14 protein-coding genes are annotated in these 15,962 nt (G+C 75.0%); 11 read left to right on the top strand and 3 right to left on the bottom strand.

Annotated features, from left to right (window positions below; genetic code table 11):
* The first annotated feature begins 51 nt into the window (after positions 1-51).
* On the top strand, positions 52-1,761 hold the full coding sequence (gene hutH / locus ACIBST_RS21290; RefSeq protein ID WP_397173821.1) for a histidine ammonia-lyase: 1,710 nt from the start codon (positions 52-54) through the stop codon (positions 1,759-1,761).
* Positions 1,762-1,856: 95 nt separating this feature from the next.
* Here the strand turns inward: hutH and ACIBST_RS21285 are convergent, their stop codons facing one another.
* The gene (locus tag ACIBST_RS21285) at positions 1,857-3,059 is read right to left on the bottom strand and encodes a PucR family transcriptional regulator (RefSeq protein ID WP_397173819.1); all 1,203 of its coding nucleotides are present in this window, start codon (positions 3,057-3,059) and stop codon (positions 1,857-1,859) included.
* Positions 3,060-3,247: 188 nt separating this feature from the next.
* Here ACIBST_RS21285 and ACIBST_RS21280 point away from each other — a divergent pair, with 188 nt between their 5' ends.
* From ACIBST_RS21280 to ACIBST_RS21235, 10 genes are read left to right on the top strand one after another with little or no spacing between them, the layout of a single operon-like run.
* Positions 3,248-4,024 (top strand): ABC transporter ATP-binding protein, encoded by a 777-nt coding sequence (locus ACIBST_RS21280; protein WP_397173817.1) that lies wholly within the window; start codon positions 3,248-3,250, stop codon positions 4,022-4,024.
* Positions 4,025-4,047: 23 nt separating this feature from the next.
* A complete protein-coding gene (locus tag ACIBST_RS21275) occupies positions 4,048-4,818 on the top strand; it encodes an ABC transporter ATP-binding protein (RefSeq protein WP_397173816.1) in 771 nt (256 codons plus the stop codon).
* Positions 4,815-5,705, top strand: a complete 891-nt coding sequence (locus tag ACIBST_RS21270; RefSeq protein ID WP_397173815.1) for a branched-chain amino acid ABC transporter permease — start codon at positions 4,815-4,817, stop codon at positions 5,703-5,705. Before ACIBST_RS21275 ends, ACIBST_RS21270 begins: the two co-directional genes overlap by 4 nt.
* Positions 5,698-6,801, top strand: coding sequence for a branched-chain amino acid ABC transporter permease (locus ACIBST_RS21265; RefSeq protein ID WP_397173813.1), 1,104 nt, complete (start codon positions 5,698-5,700; stop codon positions 6,799-6,801). The genes ACIBST_RS21270 and ACIBST_RS21265 overlap by 8 nt, the downstream gene beginning before the upstream one ends.
* The gene (locus tag ACIBST_RS21260) at positions 6,791-8,068 is read left to right on the top strand and encodes an ABC transporter substrate-binding protein (RefSeq protein ID WP_397173811.1); all 1,278 of its coding nucleotides are present in this window, start codon (positions 6,791-6,793) and stop codon (positions 8,066-8,068) included. The genes ACIBST_RS21265 and ACIBST_RS21260 overlap by 11 nt, the downstream gene beginning before the upstream one ends.
* A gap of 2 nt (positions 8,069-8,070) precedes the next feature.
* Positions 8,071-8,832 (top strand): ABC transporter ATP-binding protein, encoded by a 762-nt coding sequence (locus tag ACIBST_RS21255; RefSeq protein ID WP_397173809.1) that lies wholly within the window; start codon positions 8,071-8,073, stop codon positions 8,830-8,832.
* The gene (locus ACIBST_RS21250; protein WP_397173808.1) at positions 8,829-9,503 is read left to right on the top strand and encodes an ABC transporter ATP-binding protein; all 675 of its coding nucleotides are present in this window, start codon (positions 8,829-8,831) and stop codon (positions 9,501-9,503) included. Before ACIBST_RS21255 ends, ACIBST_RS21250 begins: the two co-directional genes overlap by 4 nt.
* Before the next feature lie 4 nt (positions 9,504-9,507).
* On the top strand, positions 9,508-10,365 hold the full coding sequence (locus ACIBST_RS21245; protein ID WP_397173806.1) for a branched-chain amino acid ABC transporter permease: 858 nt from the start codon (positions 9,508-9,510) through the stop codon (positions 10,363-10,365).
* Entirely contained in the window at positions 10,362-11,366 is a 1,005-nt protein-coding gene (locus ACIBST_RS21240; RefSeq protein ID WP_397173804.1) for a branched-chain amino acid ABC transporter permease, read from the top strand. Before ACIBST_RS21245 ends, ACIBST_RS21240 begins: the two co-directional genes overlap by 4 nt.
* Entirely contained in the window at positions 11,363-12,619 is a 1,257-nt protein-coding gene (locus ACIBST_RS21235; RefSeq protein ID WP_397173802.1) for an ABC transporter substrate-binding protein, read from the top strand. The genes ACIBST_RS21240 and ACIBST_RS21235 overlap by 4 nt, the downstream gene beginning before the upstream one ends.
* Here ACIBST_RS21235 and ACIBST_RS21230 read toward each other — a convergent pair.
* Both ACIBST_RS21230 and ACIBST_RS21225 read right to left on the bottom strand, forming a co-directional pair.
* The gene (locus ACIBST_RS21230; RefSeq protein WP_397173801.1) at positions 12,573-13,688 is read right to left on the bottom strand and encodes a glycosyltransferase family 4 protein; all 1,116 of its coding nucleotides are present in this window, start codon (positions 13,686-13,688) and stop codon (positions 12,573-12,575) included. The genes ACIBST_RS21235 and ACIBST_RS21230 overlap by 47 nt on opposite strands.
* A gap of 29 nt (positions 13,689-13,717) precedes the next feature.
* Positions 13,718-15,895: a glycogen debranching N-terminal domain-containing protein gene (locus tag ACIBST_RS21225; RefSeq protein WP_397173799.1), complete on the bottom strand. Its 2,178-nt coding sequence runs from the start codon at positions 15,893-15,895 to the stop codon at positions 13,718-13,720.
* Between the last annotated feature and the right edge of the window lie 67 nt (positions 15,896-15,962).

The following is a 15,962-nucleotide window of genomic DNA, read 5'->3' as shown; positions in this document are numbered from 1 at the left end:
CCGGTTATAACGGAGCGGAGTGGATCTTCGTGGTGAAGGGGCCGGGGGACCGTGTCGATCAGCAAAGCAGGACGGATGGCCGCCGGGGTCGGCCTGCTCGCGGCGGTGTGCGTGCCGGAGCGGGCGGTCGCCGTCCCGGCCCCTCCCCCGGTGGCGCCCCCGGTCGCGGCGCCGGCGCCCGCGCGGGCGCCGGTGCTGGACCTGGTGCTGGACGGCGGCCGGTTCGCGTTGCGGGACGCCTTCGCGATCCTGGCCGGCCGTCCGGTGCTCGCGCGGGTGTCGGACGCCGCGCGGGCCCGCATGGCGCAGTCGCGGGCGGGGGCGCTGGCGGCCCTGAGCGGCCAGCGGGTGTACGGCTGGAACCAGGCGCTCGGCCCGCTGAAGGACCGCCCGCTCTCGCCGGAGGAGGCCGAGCAGTTCCAGCGCAACGTGCTGCGCTCGCACGCGGCGGGCGTCGGCCCGGCCTTCCCCGACGACGTGGTCAGGCTGGCCCTGGTCCTCAAGGCCAACCAGATGGCCAGGGGGAAGATGGGCGTACGGCCCGAGGTGCCGCAGCGGCTGCTGTCCCTGGTGAACGCCGGGGTCGTGCCGGTGATGCCGCAGATCGGCTCGCTCGGCACCGGCGACCTCCAGCCTCAGGCGGCGGCCGGGCTGGCCGCGCTGGGCGAGGACGCCCCGGTGCACTTCCGGGGCGAGACCGGGCCCGCCTCGCGGATGCTGCCGCGGGCCGGACTGCCCGCGAGCTTCACCTTCGAGGCCGGGGAGGCGCTGCCGATCGTCAGCGGCAGCACGGTGCTGGCCGCCACGCTGATGCACGCCGTGCACCGGGCCACGGTGCTGGCCGACCAGGCCGAGGGGGCCTTCGCCCTGTTCATGGAGGCCACCAGGGCCGAGCGCGGCTCGCTGGACGCGCGGACGCACCGCGAGCGGCACATCCCGGAGGAGGACGCGGTCGCGGCGCGGCTGCGGGCCATGGTCGCGGGTTCCGGCTGGATGACCGAGGAAGGCCGCAGGCGGCTCGACCCGGCGAACTACGAGCCGCGGGTGCAGGACGCGGTCTCGGTGCGCGCGGCCCCGCACATCATGGCCGGGCTGCGCCAGGTGCTCGCCTCCCTCCGCCGGACGCTGGCGCGCGAGGCCAACTCCTCGGCCTCCAACCCGCTGGTCTTCCGGCGGGAGCGCGGCCCCGGCTACGAGTTCGTGATGGGCGGCAACTGGGACGGCTCGATCATGGGCCATCTCGCCGACAGCCTGAACGCCGAGATCACCGACCTCGGCGTCCTGTCGCAGGAGCTGTCCGGACGCCTGCTGTCGCCCCGCTGGAGCTACGGCCTGCCGGCGAACCTGGCCGGCGGGAGCGTCGGCCTGAACTCGGGGATGGTCCAGGCGCAGTCGGTGGCCGCGGCGGTGGTCCCCGAGATGCAGGTCAGGGCCCATCCGGCGGGCACGTTGTCGCGTCCGGTCAAGGACGGCCAGGAGGACCACAACACGATGGCCATGGCCTCGGCCCGCGACCTGCACGCCAACCTCGACCGTCTGGAGATCGTGCTGGCGGTGCAGTACCTGCTGGCGGCGCAGGGCATCGACCTGATCGCGGCGAAGATGGCCGGCCTGCCGCTCGGGACGGCGACCCGCGCCCTGCACGACGAGCTCAGGCGCTACGTCGCGCCGCTGGGCGACGACCGTTACCTGACCCCCGACCTGGAACGGACGATCGCGCTGGTGCACGCGGGCGGCCTGACGCCGTACCCCGCCCGGTGACGTCCGGGGACGGGTGAGAGGCAGTCCCAGCAGCGGGAGAGAATGCGCTGCTTCGCGCCGTACAGGACCGGGCCGGTCAAGCCGGCGGCGGGGGCTCACATGGCGGGCGGGGGCAGCAGGCGGACCGCGTCCAGGGCCAGCGCCAGGTCCACGATGTCCCGCGGGCGGGTGAGCGAGCGGCCGGTGAGCTGCTCGATCCGGCGGACCCGGTTGATGATCGTGTTGCGGTGGCAGAACAGCCGGCCGGCGGCCCTGGCGGCCGAGCCGTCGCAGGCCAGCCAGGTCTCCAGGGTGGTCAGCAGCGTGTCGCGGTCGGCCGGGTCGAGGGCGAGCAGCCGCCCGAGCGCGCCTTCGACGAGGTGGGCGGTGACGCCGGGCCGGCTGATCATCAGCACCGCCGGCACGCGCTCGTCCAGGCGGGCGATCTCGGGGCCGCCGTCGGCGCAGGTGCGCATGGCGAGGGAGGCCAGCTCGTGCGCGGTGCCCAGCTCGTCCAGGCCGGTGACGACGGGGCTGACGCCGGCCACGCCGCTGACGATGAGGCTCAGCTCCTGGCACAGGTCGTCCAGGCCGGCCCGGCCGAGCGCGACGACGGCGACCTCATGGCCGGTGCGCATGCGCCACAGCAGCCGCAGCGCGCCCAGACTCGCGGGCAGCCGGACGTCGTCGTGGTGGCGTCCGCCGGGGAAGCGCACGGTGACGACGGCGTAGCGGGCGCGTTCGGGCAGGCCGAGGGAGTCGGCGGCGGCGCGCACCACCCCCGCGTCGGCGGTGCCGTCGAGCAGGGCGTCCAGCAGCGCGTTGACGCGTTCCTTGCTGCGGCCGAGGATCTCCTGCTCGCGCCGGCCGTAGACGTCGCAGGCGACCAGCGACTGCCGGTCGATCGCGTGCCAGACGTGGCTGGCGGCGCGGACCAGGACGTCGAGGCGCTCGGGACGCTGGCGTTCCATGTGGTCCACGATCGCCGACCAGGTGACCTGGCCGGCCAGGCGGTACATGCGCAGCAGCGACTCCAGCGGCAGGCCCTGCTCGGCCCTGCGCTGGGCCATCGACCGGGTGAAGACCAGGTCGCGCCGCTCGGACGGCTCCTGCAGGATCGCGGTCAGGCCCAGGCGCACGCCTTCGAGGGTGCTCTTCCAGTGCTCGTCGTAGGGGACGCAGGCGCTGTAGACGTCGTCGCCGCCGCGCGTCCTGGCGACCAGCTCGCCGGTCAGTTCGGGCAGGCGTTCGAGCAGTGCCCTGGCTGCGGTGCGTAACGTCTGGCGGACGTCCTCGTCCACGACCGTAGGGGGACGCATTCCCCGAGGCTGCCACCGGCCGCCGTTCCAGAACAAGGCTCTGTAGCGTTTTGTGACCTCGCGTTGTGCGGCTGCACAACGGGCCCCCGGCCGCGGTGGGCAGCGAGCCCGACTTCGCCCCCGCATCTGGACGGCGGCCCCGCCCGCCGGTTTGGGTGGGCCGCCATGGGGTCCTGTGAGGAAGACGAATGGCCGAGCTGAGCGTGGACGGTCTGGTGGTGGACTACGGTCCCGTCCGGGCGCTGGACGGCGTGTCACTGAGCGTGCCGTCCGGGGCGGTGGTGGCCGTGCTGGGCGCGAACGGCGCCGGGAAGACGACCTTGCTGCGGGCGGTCTCGGGAACGCTCCGGTTCCACCGGGGCCGGATCGCCGCGGGCGGCGTCACCGTGGCCGGGGCGCGGGTGGACGGGCAGCCGGCCGCGGCTGTGGTGCGGCGCGGCGTCACGCACGTGCCCGAGGGCCGCCGGGTGTTCGCCCGCATGACGGTGGAGGAGAACCTGCGGGCCGGCGGCCTGGGCACGCCGCGTGCGGCCGCCGTGCGGGCCAGGCGGCGGGTGCGCGAGCTGTTCCCCGTCCTGGCCGAGCGCGCGCACCAGCGCGCCGGGCTGCTGTCGGGCGGCGAGCAGCAGATGCTGGCCATCGGCCGGGCGCTGATGGCCGAGCCGTCGGTGCTGCTGCTGGACGAGCCGACGCTCGGCCTGGCCCCCCGGGCGGCCGCCACGATCGCCGCCACGATCAGGGCGATCAACGCCGCCGGCACCTCGATCCTGCTCGTCGAGCAGAACGTCGCCACGGCCCTGTCGCTGGCCTCCCACGCGTACGTGCTGGAGGTCGGCGCGGTCGCGCTGGCAGGGCCCGCGGCCGAGCTGGCCGCCGGCGACGAGGTGCGCCGCCGCTACCTGGGCGTGGCCGACGGCGCCCCGGCCCCGCAGGCCAGGGCCGGACTGTCGAGGTGGTCCGCGTGACCCCGACATACCAACCGGATGGTATGCCCGCCCTGGAGGTGCGCGACGTGACCGTCCGCTTCGCCGGCCTGACGGCGCTGGACGGCGTCGGCTTCACCGTCGCGCCCGGCACCGTGCACGCGCTCATCGGCCCCAACGGCGCCGGCAAGTCCACCTGCTTCAACGTGCTGTCCGGCGTCTGCCGGGCGGCCTCGGGCAGCGTCAGGTTCGGCGCGAGCGAGCTGACCGCGCTGCGCCCGCACCGGATCGCCGCCCTCGGCGTCGCCCGCACGTTCCAGAACATCGCGCTCTCCCCGCACCAGCCGGTGCGCGACAACCTGCTGCTCGGCCGCCACCGGCTCACCCGGGCCGGGTTCGTCTCCGCCGGGCTCGGCCTGCCGCGGGCGCGCCGCGAGCAGCGCGCCCACGCCGCCAGGGTCGCCGAGATCGCGGCCTTCGCCGGGCTCGCCAAGGTGCTGGACACGCCGGTCGGGCTGCTCCCGTACGGCGTGCAGAAGCGGGTCGAGCTGGCCAGAGCCCTGGCCATGGAGCCACGCCTGCTCCTGCTGGACGAGCCGGTCGCCGGGATGAACGGCGGCGAGCGGCTGGAGATGGCCGGGCTGATCAGGTCGGTGCGGGAGAGCCTGGGCGTCTCCGTCCTGCTGGTCGAGCACGACATGGGCATGGTCATGCGGCTGGCCGACCGGGTGACCGTCCTGGACTTCGGCCGCCGCATCGCCGACGGGCCGCCCGCCGAGGTGCAGAACGACCCGGCGGTCATCGGCGCGTACCTGGGCGTGGAGGAGACGGAGTGATCACTTTTGTGGAGCTGCTCGTCAACGGGGTCTCGCTGGGGGCCGTCTACGCGCTGATCGCGCTGGGCTTCGTCGTCATCTTCAAGGCGACCGAGGTGGTGAACTTCGCGCACGCCTCGCTGCTGCTGGCCGGCGGGTACGTGGTGGCGCGGCTGCACCCCCACCTCGGCTTCTGGCCCGCGCTGCTGGCCGGGGTCGCGGCGGCGGTGGTCATCGGGGCGCTGGTGGAGTTCCTGGTCATCCGCCGCTCGAAGGCCGGTTCGCACAGCGTGCTGGCCATCGTCACCATCGGCGTGGACATCGTGCTGACCACCGAGCTCACCCGGCGGATCGGCACCGAGGTGCTGGCCATGGGCGACCCGTGGGGCTCGCGGGTGCTGCGCCTCGGAGCGGTCACGGTCGCCGAGACCCGGGTCGTCGCGCTGGTCGTGGCCGGGGTGCTGATCGCGGCGTTCCTGCTGGCGTTCAAGTACACCGGGTGGGGGGTGGCGATGCGGGCCACCGCCGAGGACCCCGAGACGGCCGCGCTCATGGGCGTGCGGCTCGGCCGGGTCTCGGTCAGCGCGTGGGCCGTGGCCGGGGCGCTGGCCGCGGTGGCCGCGCTGTTCCTGTGCGTCTTCCCCACGCCCGGCCTGGACCGCGGCTCCTCGCTGGCCGCGCTGAAGGCCTTCCCCGCCGCGATACTCGGCGGCCTGGACTCCACCACGGGCGCGCTGGCCGGGGGCCTGATCGTCGGCGTCACCGAGGCCCTGACCACCGGCTACCAGAACGACCTGGCCTTCCTCGGCCGCGGGATCGGCGACGTGGCGCCGTTCCTCGTCATGGTCGTCGTGCTGCTGCTGCGGCCCGCCGGGCTGTTCGGGACGCGGGAGCGGGCCCGTGTCTAGGACTGTCGGGTCACTGGCGGCCCTGGCCCTCTTCGTCGCCGTGCCGTTCTACCTGGAGGGGTTCTGGCTGCAGGCGGGCCTGTTCGCGATGGCGGCCGCGATCGGCGCGATCGGCGTCAACCTGCTGACCGGGGCGACCGGGCAGCTGTCCATGGGCCACGCGTTCTTCCTGGCCGTCGGCGCCTACGCCTACGTCTACCTGGCCGCCGAGCCCACCGCGTCGCTGGGCGGCCTGGGCCTGCCGGCGCCGCTGGCCGCGGTGCTGGCGGTGGCGCTGGCCGGGGTCGCGGGCGGGCTGTTCAGCCCGATCGCGGGCCGGCTCAAGGGCGCCTACCTGGGCATCGCCACGCTGGCGCTGATCTTCGGCGGGCAGCATCTGCTGTTCAACGCCGGGCCGGTCACCGGCGGGTTCAACGGGCGGGCCGTCCCGGCGATGGAGGTCCTCGGGTTCGCCTTCGCCGACGGGCCGGAGCTGGTCGTCATGGACGTGCCGTTCGGCGCGCTGGAGCGGCTGTGGTTCCTGGGCGGCCTGGCGCTGCTGGGCGCCGCGCTGTTCGCCCGCGGCGTGCTGCGCGGGCGGCCCGGCCGGGCGCTGAACACGATCCGCGACCACGAGATCGCGGCCGGGGTGATGGGCGTGCCCGTCACCCGCTACCGGGCCGGCGTCTTCGTGCTGTCGTCCATGTACGGCGGCCTGGCCGGCGTGCTGCTGGCCCTGGTCTTCCAGCGGACCGTGCCCGACTACTTCGGCATGCTGCTCTCCCTCGACTACCTCGCGATGATCGTCATCGGCGGCCTGGGCTCGGTGGGCGGCGCGGTGCTCGGCGCCGTCTTCGTCTCCCTGCTGCCGCAGCTGCTCACCCGTTACGGCGACGCCATCCCCCTGGTGTCGCCGTCCGGCTCCGGCGGCGGCCTGTCCCCCGCCGAGGCCGCCCGCATCCTGTACGGCGCCGCCGTCGTCGCCGTCGTCCTCTTCCTCCCGGGCGGTCTGCTCGGCCTGCCGCGCGTCCTGCGCCGCCGGTCACCGGGGCGCCGCCCGTCCGCTTCACCGTCACCGGATCCGTCCCCGAAGACCAGGAGCTCACATGTCCCGTAACCGCACGGCCGTCCTGGCCGCGCTGCTGGCGCTGGGGCTGGCGGCCACCGCCTGCGCCAGCGGCAAGGCCACCGGCGGCGGCCAGGCGACCGCCACCGCCGCCGGCGGCGACGGCGTCAGGACCGGCCCCGGCGTCACCGCCGGCACGATCACGCTCAGCCTGCTCACCGACCTGACCGGCCCGTACGCCTCGCTCGGCAAGAGCCTCACCCAGGCGCAGCAGCTCTACTTCGAGCAGGTCAACCAGGGCGGCGGCGTCTGCGGCAGGAAGATCGAGACGATCGTCCGCGACCACGGTTACGACGCGCAGAAGGCGATGGCCGCCTACGCCGAGGTCGCGCCGAAGACGGCCGCGATCCCGCAGTTCATCGGCTCGCCGATGGTCACCGCGCTCAAGGACCGGATCACCGCCGACAAGATCCTCACCCTGCCCATGGCCTGGGCCACCGGCCTGCTCGGCAGCGAGGCCATCCAGGTCACCGGCACCACCTACGACGTGGACATGATCAACGCCGTCGACTTCCTGGTGAAGGAGAAGGGCGTCAAGGCCGGGGACCGGATCGGCCACCTGTACTTCGAGGGCGACTACGGCGAGAGCGCGCTCGCCGGGTCCAAGTACGCCGCCGGCGAGCTGGGGCTCACGCTGGTCGAGCAGAAGATCAAGGCGACCGACCAGGACATGACCGCCCAGGTGGCGGCGTTCAAGAAGGCGGGCGTGCGGGCCGTGCTGGTCTCGGTGGGCCCGCGCCAGGCGGCCTCGCTGGTCGGCGTGGCCCTGGCCGCCGGGATGGACGTGCCGTTCGTCGGCAGCAACTCGGCCTACAGCCCGCAGCTCCTGGCCACCCCGGCCGCGCCGGCGCTGCTGAAGGACTTCTTCTACGTGACCGCGGGCGCCCCGATCAGCGCGCCGCTGCCCGCCTACGCCAAGCTCATCGCCGACTACCAGGCCAAGTACGCCGGCCAGCCCCTGGACAGCGGCGTGGCGGCGGGCTGGACCGCGGCGATCATCGTCGGCGACGCGCTGCGCAAGGCGTGCCAGGCCAAGGACCTCAGCCGGGCGGGCATCGTCGCGGCCCACCGGTCGCAGAAGTCGTGGGAGGCCGGGCTGGGCGGCACGCCGATGGACTTCAGCGTCTTCGACCGGCCCGCCTCGCGCGCCTCCTACGTGGTCAAGCCCGACAAGCAGGCGGTGGGCGGCGCCGTCGTCCTCAAGGAGGCGGCGGTGTCGGAGCTGGCCGCGAAGTACACCGTGCCGGCGGCGGGCTGACCGTGGCCGCGCTGCTGGAGGTCGGCGGGCTCACCGTGCGCTTCGGCGGGGTCACCGCCCTGTCGGGCATCGACCTGGCCGTCGGCGAGGGCGAGCTCGTCGGCCTCATCGGGCCCAACGGCGCGGGCAAGAGCACCCTGTTCGACTGCCTGACCCGGCGGTGCGAGCCGGCCGAGGGCCGGATGCTGCTCGGCGGCGAGGACCTGGCCCGCCTGCCGCCGCACCTGGTGGCCGCGCGCGGCGTGGCCCGCACCTTCCAGGGTCCGGCCCTGTTCCCCGGCCTGTCGGTACGCGAGAACGTCATGACCGGCGCCCACCGGCACGGCCGGGCCGGGTTCTGGGCCGCGGCGCTCGGGCGGGCCGCGGCCGAGGAGCGGCGGCTGCGCGCGACGGCCGACGAGCTGCTGGCCAGGTTCGGGCTGACCGGCCACGCCGACCATCCGGCCGCCGGCCTGCCGTACGGGCCGGCCAAGCTGGTCGAGGTGGCCAGGGCGCTGGCGGCCGGACCGCGGCTGCTGCTGCTCGACGAGCCGGTCAGCGGCCTGGCCCCCGGCGAGGTGCCGGCGTTCGCGCAGCTGATCAGGCAGCTGCACCGCGAGCGCGGGATCACGGTCGTCGTCGTGGAGCATCACATGGACTTCGTCCTGGACCTGTGCCGGCGGATCGTCTGCTTCGAGCTGGGACGCAAGATCGCCGACGGTCCGGCCGAGGCCGTACGGCGGGATCCGGCGGTCGTGGCCGCCTGCCTGGGCGTGGTCCGATGACCGGCCTGCGGGTACGGGGCCTGCGCGCCGGGTACGGCCCGGCCCGCGTGCTGCACGGCGTCGACCTCGACGTGGGCGACGCCGAGATCGCCGTGCTGCTCGGCCCGAACGGCGCGGGCAAGACGACCCTCCTGCGCGCGCTGTCCGGGCTGGCCGCGGCGCGCGGCAGCGCCACCCTCGACGGGGTCGCGCTGCCGGGCCGGGCCCCCGACGAGCTCGCCAGGCTCGGCGTCGCCCACGTCACGCAGGAGGGCGGCACGTTCGGCCCGCTCACCGTCGAGGAGAACCTGCGGGTCGGCGCCCTGGCCCGCCCGTGGCCGCGGCGCGGCGTCGCGCAGGACGTCGCCCGCGTGTTCAGCTACTTCCCCGTGCTCCAGGCGCACCTGAACCAGCCCGCCGCCACGCTGAGCGGCGGCGGGCAGCGCATGCTGGCCATCGGCCGGGCGCTGATGGCCAGACCCCGCCTGCTGCTCCTGGACGAGCCCACGCTCGGCCTGTCAGCGCAGGCCGAGATCCGCCTCTTCCGCACCATCCACGCCATCAACCAGCGCGAACGGACCATGATGATCATTGTCGAGCACAACGTGACGGCGGCTCTTGAGGTGGCGCACCGGGCCTATCTCGCCGAGTCGGGCCGCGTCGCCGACCTGCGGGCGCCCCGGCGGGGGTGAGGCGGTGTTCCTGGAGCAGCTCCTTGAGGGGCTCGGCGCGGGCGCCGGATACGCGGCGCTCGCGCTGGCCCTGGTGCTCACCTACCGCTTCACCGGGATCGTCAACTTCGCCCAGGGCGAGCTGGCCATGCTGGCCGCGTACGTGGCCTGGCAGCTCGTCGAGGCGGGGATGCCGTACTGGGGGGCGTTGCCGCTCACCGTGGCCCTCGCCTTCGCGGCCGGCGTGGTGACCGAGCGGGCGGTGATCCGGCGGCCGGGCTCGCAGGCGGACGGGCTCACCCTCGTGATGACCACGATCGGCCTGTACGTCCTGGTGAACGCGCTGGCCGCGCTGGTGTGGACGTCGGCTCTGCGGGCCTTCCCCAGCCCGTTCCCCGACCGGCCCGCCGGGGTGGCGGCGCTGGAGGCGGCGTGCCTGGCCGGGCTGGTGCTCGGCGCGGTCGCCCTGGTGGTCCGGCACACCGGGCTCGGCCTGGTGATGCGGGCGGTGGCCGCGGACCCGCGCTCGGCCGCGCTGTCGGGCGTGCGGGTGGGGCGGGTGCTGGCCCTGGGCTGGGGCGCCGCCTCCGCCGTCGGCGCGCTGTCCGGCGTGCTGGTGGCCCCGATGCTGTTCCTGGAGCCGTCCATGATGACCGGCGTCCTGGTGTACTCCTTCGCCGCCGCCACGCTCGGCGGCTTCGGCAGCCCGCTCGGCGCGGTGGCCGGCGGGCTGGTGGTCGGCGTCGCCGAGACGCTGGCCGGCACGTACCTCGGGTTCGTGGGGGCGGACCTGAAGATCGCGGTGCCGCTCGTGCTGATCGTGGCCGTGCTGCTGACGCGCCCGCGCGGGCTGTTCGGCGCGGCCCGCGGGGAGCGGTCGTGAACGCGGTGACGGCCGGTCACCGCAGGACGGCCGTCGGCCAGGCGGCGGGCGACCGGCGGCAGGTGTGGCCGTGGCGGCGGACCGGCCTGGCCGTGCTGACGGTCGCCGCCGCGTCGCTGCCGTTCACGGCGCCGCCCTACCTGCTGTTCCAGGCCACGATCGTGCTGATCAACGCGATCGCGCTGCTCGGGCTGGACCTGGTGGCCGGGCACGGCGGACAGGTCTCGCTGGGGCACGGCGCGTTCTTCGGCGCGGGGGCCTACACGGCGGCCGTGCTCATGGGCCGGGTGGGGCTGCCGTACCCGCTGACGCTGCCCGCCGCGGCGCTGGTGTGCTACGGGCTCGGCCGGGCGGCGGGGCTGCCCGCGTTCCGGCTGCGCGGCCCGCACCTGGCGGTGGTCACCTTCGCGGCCGCGGTGGTGCTGCCGCCGCTGGTCAAGCGCTTCCCGTCGGTGACCGGCGGGGCGATGGGGCTGCCGGTGCCCGAGCCGTGGGCGCTGGTGCTGGAGGCCGACCAGTGGCTGTACCTGCTGGTGCTGGCGGCGGCGGCAGGGGCGTACGCGATGGCCCGCAACCTGACCCGGTCGCGCGGCGGGCGGGCGCTGACCGCGATCAGGGAGCATCCGGCGGCGGCCGAGACGCTCGGCATGCGGCCGGCCGCCCACATGACGCACGCCTTCGCCTGGAGCGCCATGTACGCGGGCGCGGCCGGCGCCCTCTACGCCTGGACGACCGGTTTCGTCTCCCCCGACTCCTTCCCGGTGACCCTGTCGATCACGCTGCTGGCCGGGCTCGTCGTCGGCGGGCCGGGCACGGCGGCCGGGCCGCTGCTCGGCGCGCTGGTGGTGACGTCCGTGCCGGCGGCGACCGAGGGGCTCGGCCCCGCCGTGCCGGGGATCGTCTCCGGCCTGCTGATCCTGCTGGTCGTGCGCGCGGCGCCCACGGGGCTGGCCGGGCTGCTGCGCCGGGCCGCCTGGGGCGTGGCCAGGAGGTTCGGATGAGGCCGGCGCGGGTGCTCGTGGCGCTGGTCGTGCTGCTGCTGGCCGGCTGCCGCCCGCCGACCGGCGAGGTCACGCTCACCGGGGCCTGCGCCGGCCAGGACGGCACCGGGATCACCGCCGGGTCGGTCAAGGTCGGCGGCCTCTACCCGCTGTCGGGGCCCGCCTCGGCGTACGCGGCGGTCGCCCAGGGCGCGCGGGCCTACTTCGAGCACGTCAACGAGGGCGGCGGCGTGGCCGGGCGGCGCGTGGAGTTCGTCGTCCGCGACGACGCCTACCAGCCGGGCCGGGCCGTGGCGGAGGCCCGCCGGCTGGTGCTGAGCGACCGGGTGTTCGCGCTGTTCCAGACGGTCGGCACGCCCTCGACCGCCGCCGTGCGCGAGTACGCCGCCCGCCGGCGCGTGCCGCAGCCGTTCGTGGCCACCGGCGCCACCGAGTGGGGCACCGACACCAGCCACCCCTGGACGATCGGCTTCCAGCCCAGCTACGCCGCCGAGGCCCGCGTCTACGCCCGCTACCTGGCCGAGTCCGTGCCCCGGGCACGCGTCGCCGTGCTGTACCAGAACGACGACTTCGGCCACGACCTGCTCGACGGCTTCCGCCAGGCGATCGAGGGCACGGGGGTGCGGATCGCGGCCGTCCGGAGCTACGAGGTGACCGACCCGGGCGTGCAGGGCCAGCTCGCCAACCTGGCCGGCTCAGGGGCGGACGTGCTGCTCGACGTCAGCACGCCGAAGTTCGCCGCCCAGGCGCTGGCCGCCGACGCGGCGATGACCGGCTGGAACCCGCTGCACATCCTCAACGGCGTGGCCGCCTCGCCGGCCGTGCTCGCGGCGGTCGGCCACGACAAGGTGCAGGGCGTCGTCACGGCCGGGTTCCAGAAGGATCCGGCCGCGCCGGAGTGGGCCGCCGACCCGGCCGTGCGCGCGTACGTGGCAGCGGTGCGGCGGCACGTCCCCGAGGCCGATCCCGCCGCCCAGCAGGTCGTCTACGGCTGGACGGCGGCGCAGGCGTTCGCCCGGACGCTCGAACGCATGCGCTGCCCGTCCCGTGAGGGGCTCCGCACGGCCATGCGCAGCCTGTCCGGCGTCAAGCTGGACCTGCTCCTGCCCGGGATCACGCTGTCCACCGGGCCCGGCGACGGGTTCCCGATCGAGTCGATGCAGCTGGCCCGGTTCGAGCGGGACCGCTGGGTGCGGTTCGGGCGGGTCATCGACACCCGGGCCGCGTTCGGTCCGGTGCAGGCTCGTCGGTGAGCCCCGCCGGGCGGGGGGCGGCCAGCATGCGGCGGTAGACCGCCTCGTAGGCCGCGGCCATCGCCCCCACGCCGAAGTGCCGTTCGACGTGGGCGCGGCAGGCCCGCGGGTCGAGCCGCCCGGCCGCCTCGATCGCCGCGGGCAGCTCGGCCGGCTCCCGCAGGACGAACCCCGTCACGCCGTCCACCACGATCTCCGGCACCGCGCCGCGGCCGATGGCGACGACGGGCGTGCCGCAGGCCATGGCCTCGATCACCACCATGCCGAACGGCTCCTCCCACTGGATGGGGAAGACCATGCAGCGGGCGGCGGCCAGCAGCTCGCGCTTGCGCCCGGCGTCGGCCTCGCCCAGGTAGGTGACGCCGGGGCCGAGCCGCGGCCGTACGTGCTCGTCGAAGTAGACGTGCTCGCACGGCTCGGTGAGCTTGCCGGCCAGCACGATGCGGCGGCCCGCGGCGCGGGCGGCGTCGATGGCCAGGTGGGTGCCCTTGCTGTGGCTGAAGCGGCCCAGCCACAGCACCCAGTCCTCCTTGTGCTCCCGGAAGGGGAAGGTGGCGGTGTCGAGCGCGTTGTGCACGGTGGCGATCCAGTTGAGGTCGGGGGCGTCGGCGCGCTGGGCGTCGGAGACGGCGATCAGGTTGACGTGCTCGCCGAGCGCCCGGTACACCTCGCCCAGCTCGCCGCCGGCATCGCCGTGGCAGGTGACCACGGTCGGGGTCGCCCGGCCGAGTGCGGTGAGCGGCCCGGCCAGCGAATGGTCGTGCACGATGTCGGCGGGCAGCCCTTCCAGCGCCCGCCAGGCCTGGGCGGCGTGCAGCACCTCGGGCAGCCCCTCGCCGATCCGCTCCGAGGGCGCCTCGGGGTAGGTGACCAGGAACTTGGCCGGCAGCCCCGTGCTGCCCGCGCCGATCAGCGTCACCTCGTGGCCGCGCGCGGACAGGCCCGTGATCAGGTCGGCGAGCATCTGCTCGATCCCGCCGTAGGCCCGCGGCGGCACCTCCTCCCAGGGCGGAGCGACCATCACGATGCGCAGCGCGCCTTCCCAGTCGTCCTCAAGATCCGTCGTCATCCCAGCACCTCCCCGTGTCGGTCCGGTCGTCACAGCGCCGGCAGGCCGTGCGCCCTGCGGGCGGGGCCGGAGCGGCAGGCGCCGCTGATCGGGCAGCGCGGTTCGGTGACCAGCTCGACGCCGTCGGGCAGGCCGGACACCAGCGGCGTGCCGTCCTCGCCCCTGACGCGGATGCCGACCCTGGAGTCGCCCACCGGCATGCCCTTGATGGTCACCTCCCCGAACCCCTCGGGCAGCGCCGGGACCAGCCACAACTTCCCGTACGGCACCCACGGGTCCAGTCGCAGCAGCGTGCGCAGGAGCTGGATGGGCGCGGCGGCGGCCCACGCCTGCGGCGAGCACGACGTCGGGTACGGCACCGGCCGCCCGTACTCCTCCTTGCCGAACCCGCAGAACAGCTCCGGCAGCCGCCCCCCGAAGGCGTGCGCGGCCTCCAGCAGCCCGACGGCGATGCGCTGGGCCTCCTCGACGTGGCCGTAGCGCATCAGCCCGGCGGCGATGAGCGCGCTGTCGTGCGGCCACACCGAGCCGTTGTGGTAGCTCATCGGGTTGTAGGCCCCCATGGACGAGGCCAGCGTGCGCACCCCGAACCCGGTGAACATCTCGGGCGAGAGCAGGTGGCCGGCCACCTGCCGGGCCTTGTCCTCGTCGGCGATGCCGGCCCACAGGCAGTGGCCCATGTTGGAGCCGAGGCCGTCGATGGGCCGGCCGCGCCCGTCCAGGCCCATGGCGTAGTAGCCGGGGCCGGGCAGCCAGAACCGCTCGTTGAACGCCTCCCTGATCGCCCGCGCCCGCTGCACGTAGCGCCGCTCGGCGGCCTCGTCGCCCTGCTGGCAGGCGAAGTGGGCGCGGGCGAGGTAGGCGGCGTAGACGTAGCCCTGCACCTCGGCCAGGGCGATCGGCGGGCGGGCGATGGTGCCGTCGGCGAAGTTCACGCCGTCGAAGGAGTCCTTCCAGCCCTGGTTGACCAGGCCGCGGTCGGTCTTGCGCTGGTACCAGACGAAGCCGTCGCGGCTGGCGTACTCCTCGATCCAGGCCAGGGCGGCGTCGGCGTACGGCAGCAGCTCCTCGACCGCCTCGCGGTGGACGCCCCAGCGGCGCACCTCGCCCAGCAGCATGACGAACAGCGGGGTGGCGTCCACCGAGCCGTAGTAGGCCCGGCCGCCGTAGGGCGAGGAGCCGTCCTGGACGCCGAAGCGCAGCTCGTGCATGATCTTGCCGGGTTCCTCCTCCGACAGCGCGTCGACCTTGGTGCCCTGGAGCCGGGCCAGCCTGCGCAAGGTGCCGAGGGCGAGCGTCTGGTCCAGCGGCAGCGCCATCCAGGAGGTCAGCAGCGAGTCGCGGCCGAACAGCGTCATGAACCAGGGCGCGCCGGCGGCGATCGCGGGCGGCTCGTCGGGATGGTCGCGGTCGAACAGCCGCAGGCTGCCCAGGTCCTCGCGGGCGCGGGCCAGGGCCTCGACCAGGCCGGCGTTCGTGCTCTCCAGGACGGGCGTGCTGGCGGTCCACTCGGCCAGGCGGCGGGCCGGCTCGGCGTGGTGGGTGGGATGGGCGACCGGGAACCGGGCCGAGGACTCCTCGCCCTCGTGGACCGGCGTCACCAGCACGGTGGCGTGCCATTCGCCGCGGGCGGGCACCACGACGTCGAAGGTGAGCAGGCCCGGCGCGGTGACGACCGGCGTGCCGGGCGGTTCGACGGCGATCCTGGCGCCGCGGGCGCGGCTGGGCGAGTAGACCTCGATGCCGCGCTCGCCGGGGTTCATCTCGACGTCCTCGGCGGGCCAGCTCCGTTCGGACTTCACCTCGAACAGGTCGGCCAGGTCGGCGCCGGCCTGCACGCACACGACGCAGCCGGCGGCCTCCTCGGACATGTTGCGCAGCGTGAGGTCCTCGCGCAGCCCGCCGCCGACGTAGCGGTCGCGCACCACGAGCAGCGTGCTCTCCGCCCATCCGGGACGCGGCCGGGCCTTGCCGAGGAAGGTGGCGTGGTACGGCTCGCCCATGATGACCTGCAGCGGCTCGACGGGATGGTCGTCCACGCGCAGCATCCAGCGGGACAGCAGGCGGGTGTCGGCGTGGTAGACGCCCTGCGCGCCGCCGGGGACGATGTCGCCGCCGTGCTGGCACACGCAGAACGAGCCGCCCTCCACGAGCGTGACCGTGTCGCCCAGCGCGCCGGGTTGTCCCTCGAAGGTCCATGCGTTCACCGACGAACCCCCAGTCCTTCCCCGGTCCCGCGCCTTGCGGGGGCACGTCCCCGCACGTCAGGAGTGC

This window comes from Nonomuraea sp. NPDC049684, from assembly GCF_044465345.1.
Lineage (GTDB): Bacteria > Actinomycetota > Actinomycetes > Streptosporangiales > Streptosporangiaceae > Nonomuraea.
This window is presented reverse-complemented; position numbering and strand designations above follow the sequence as displayed.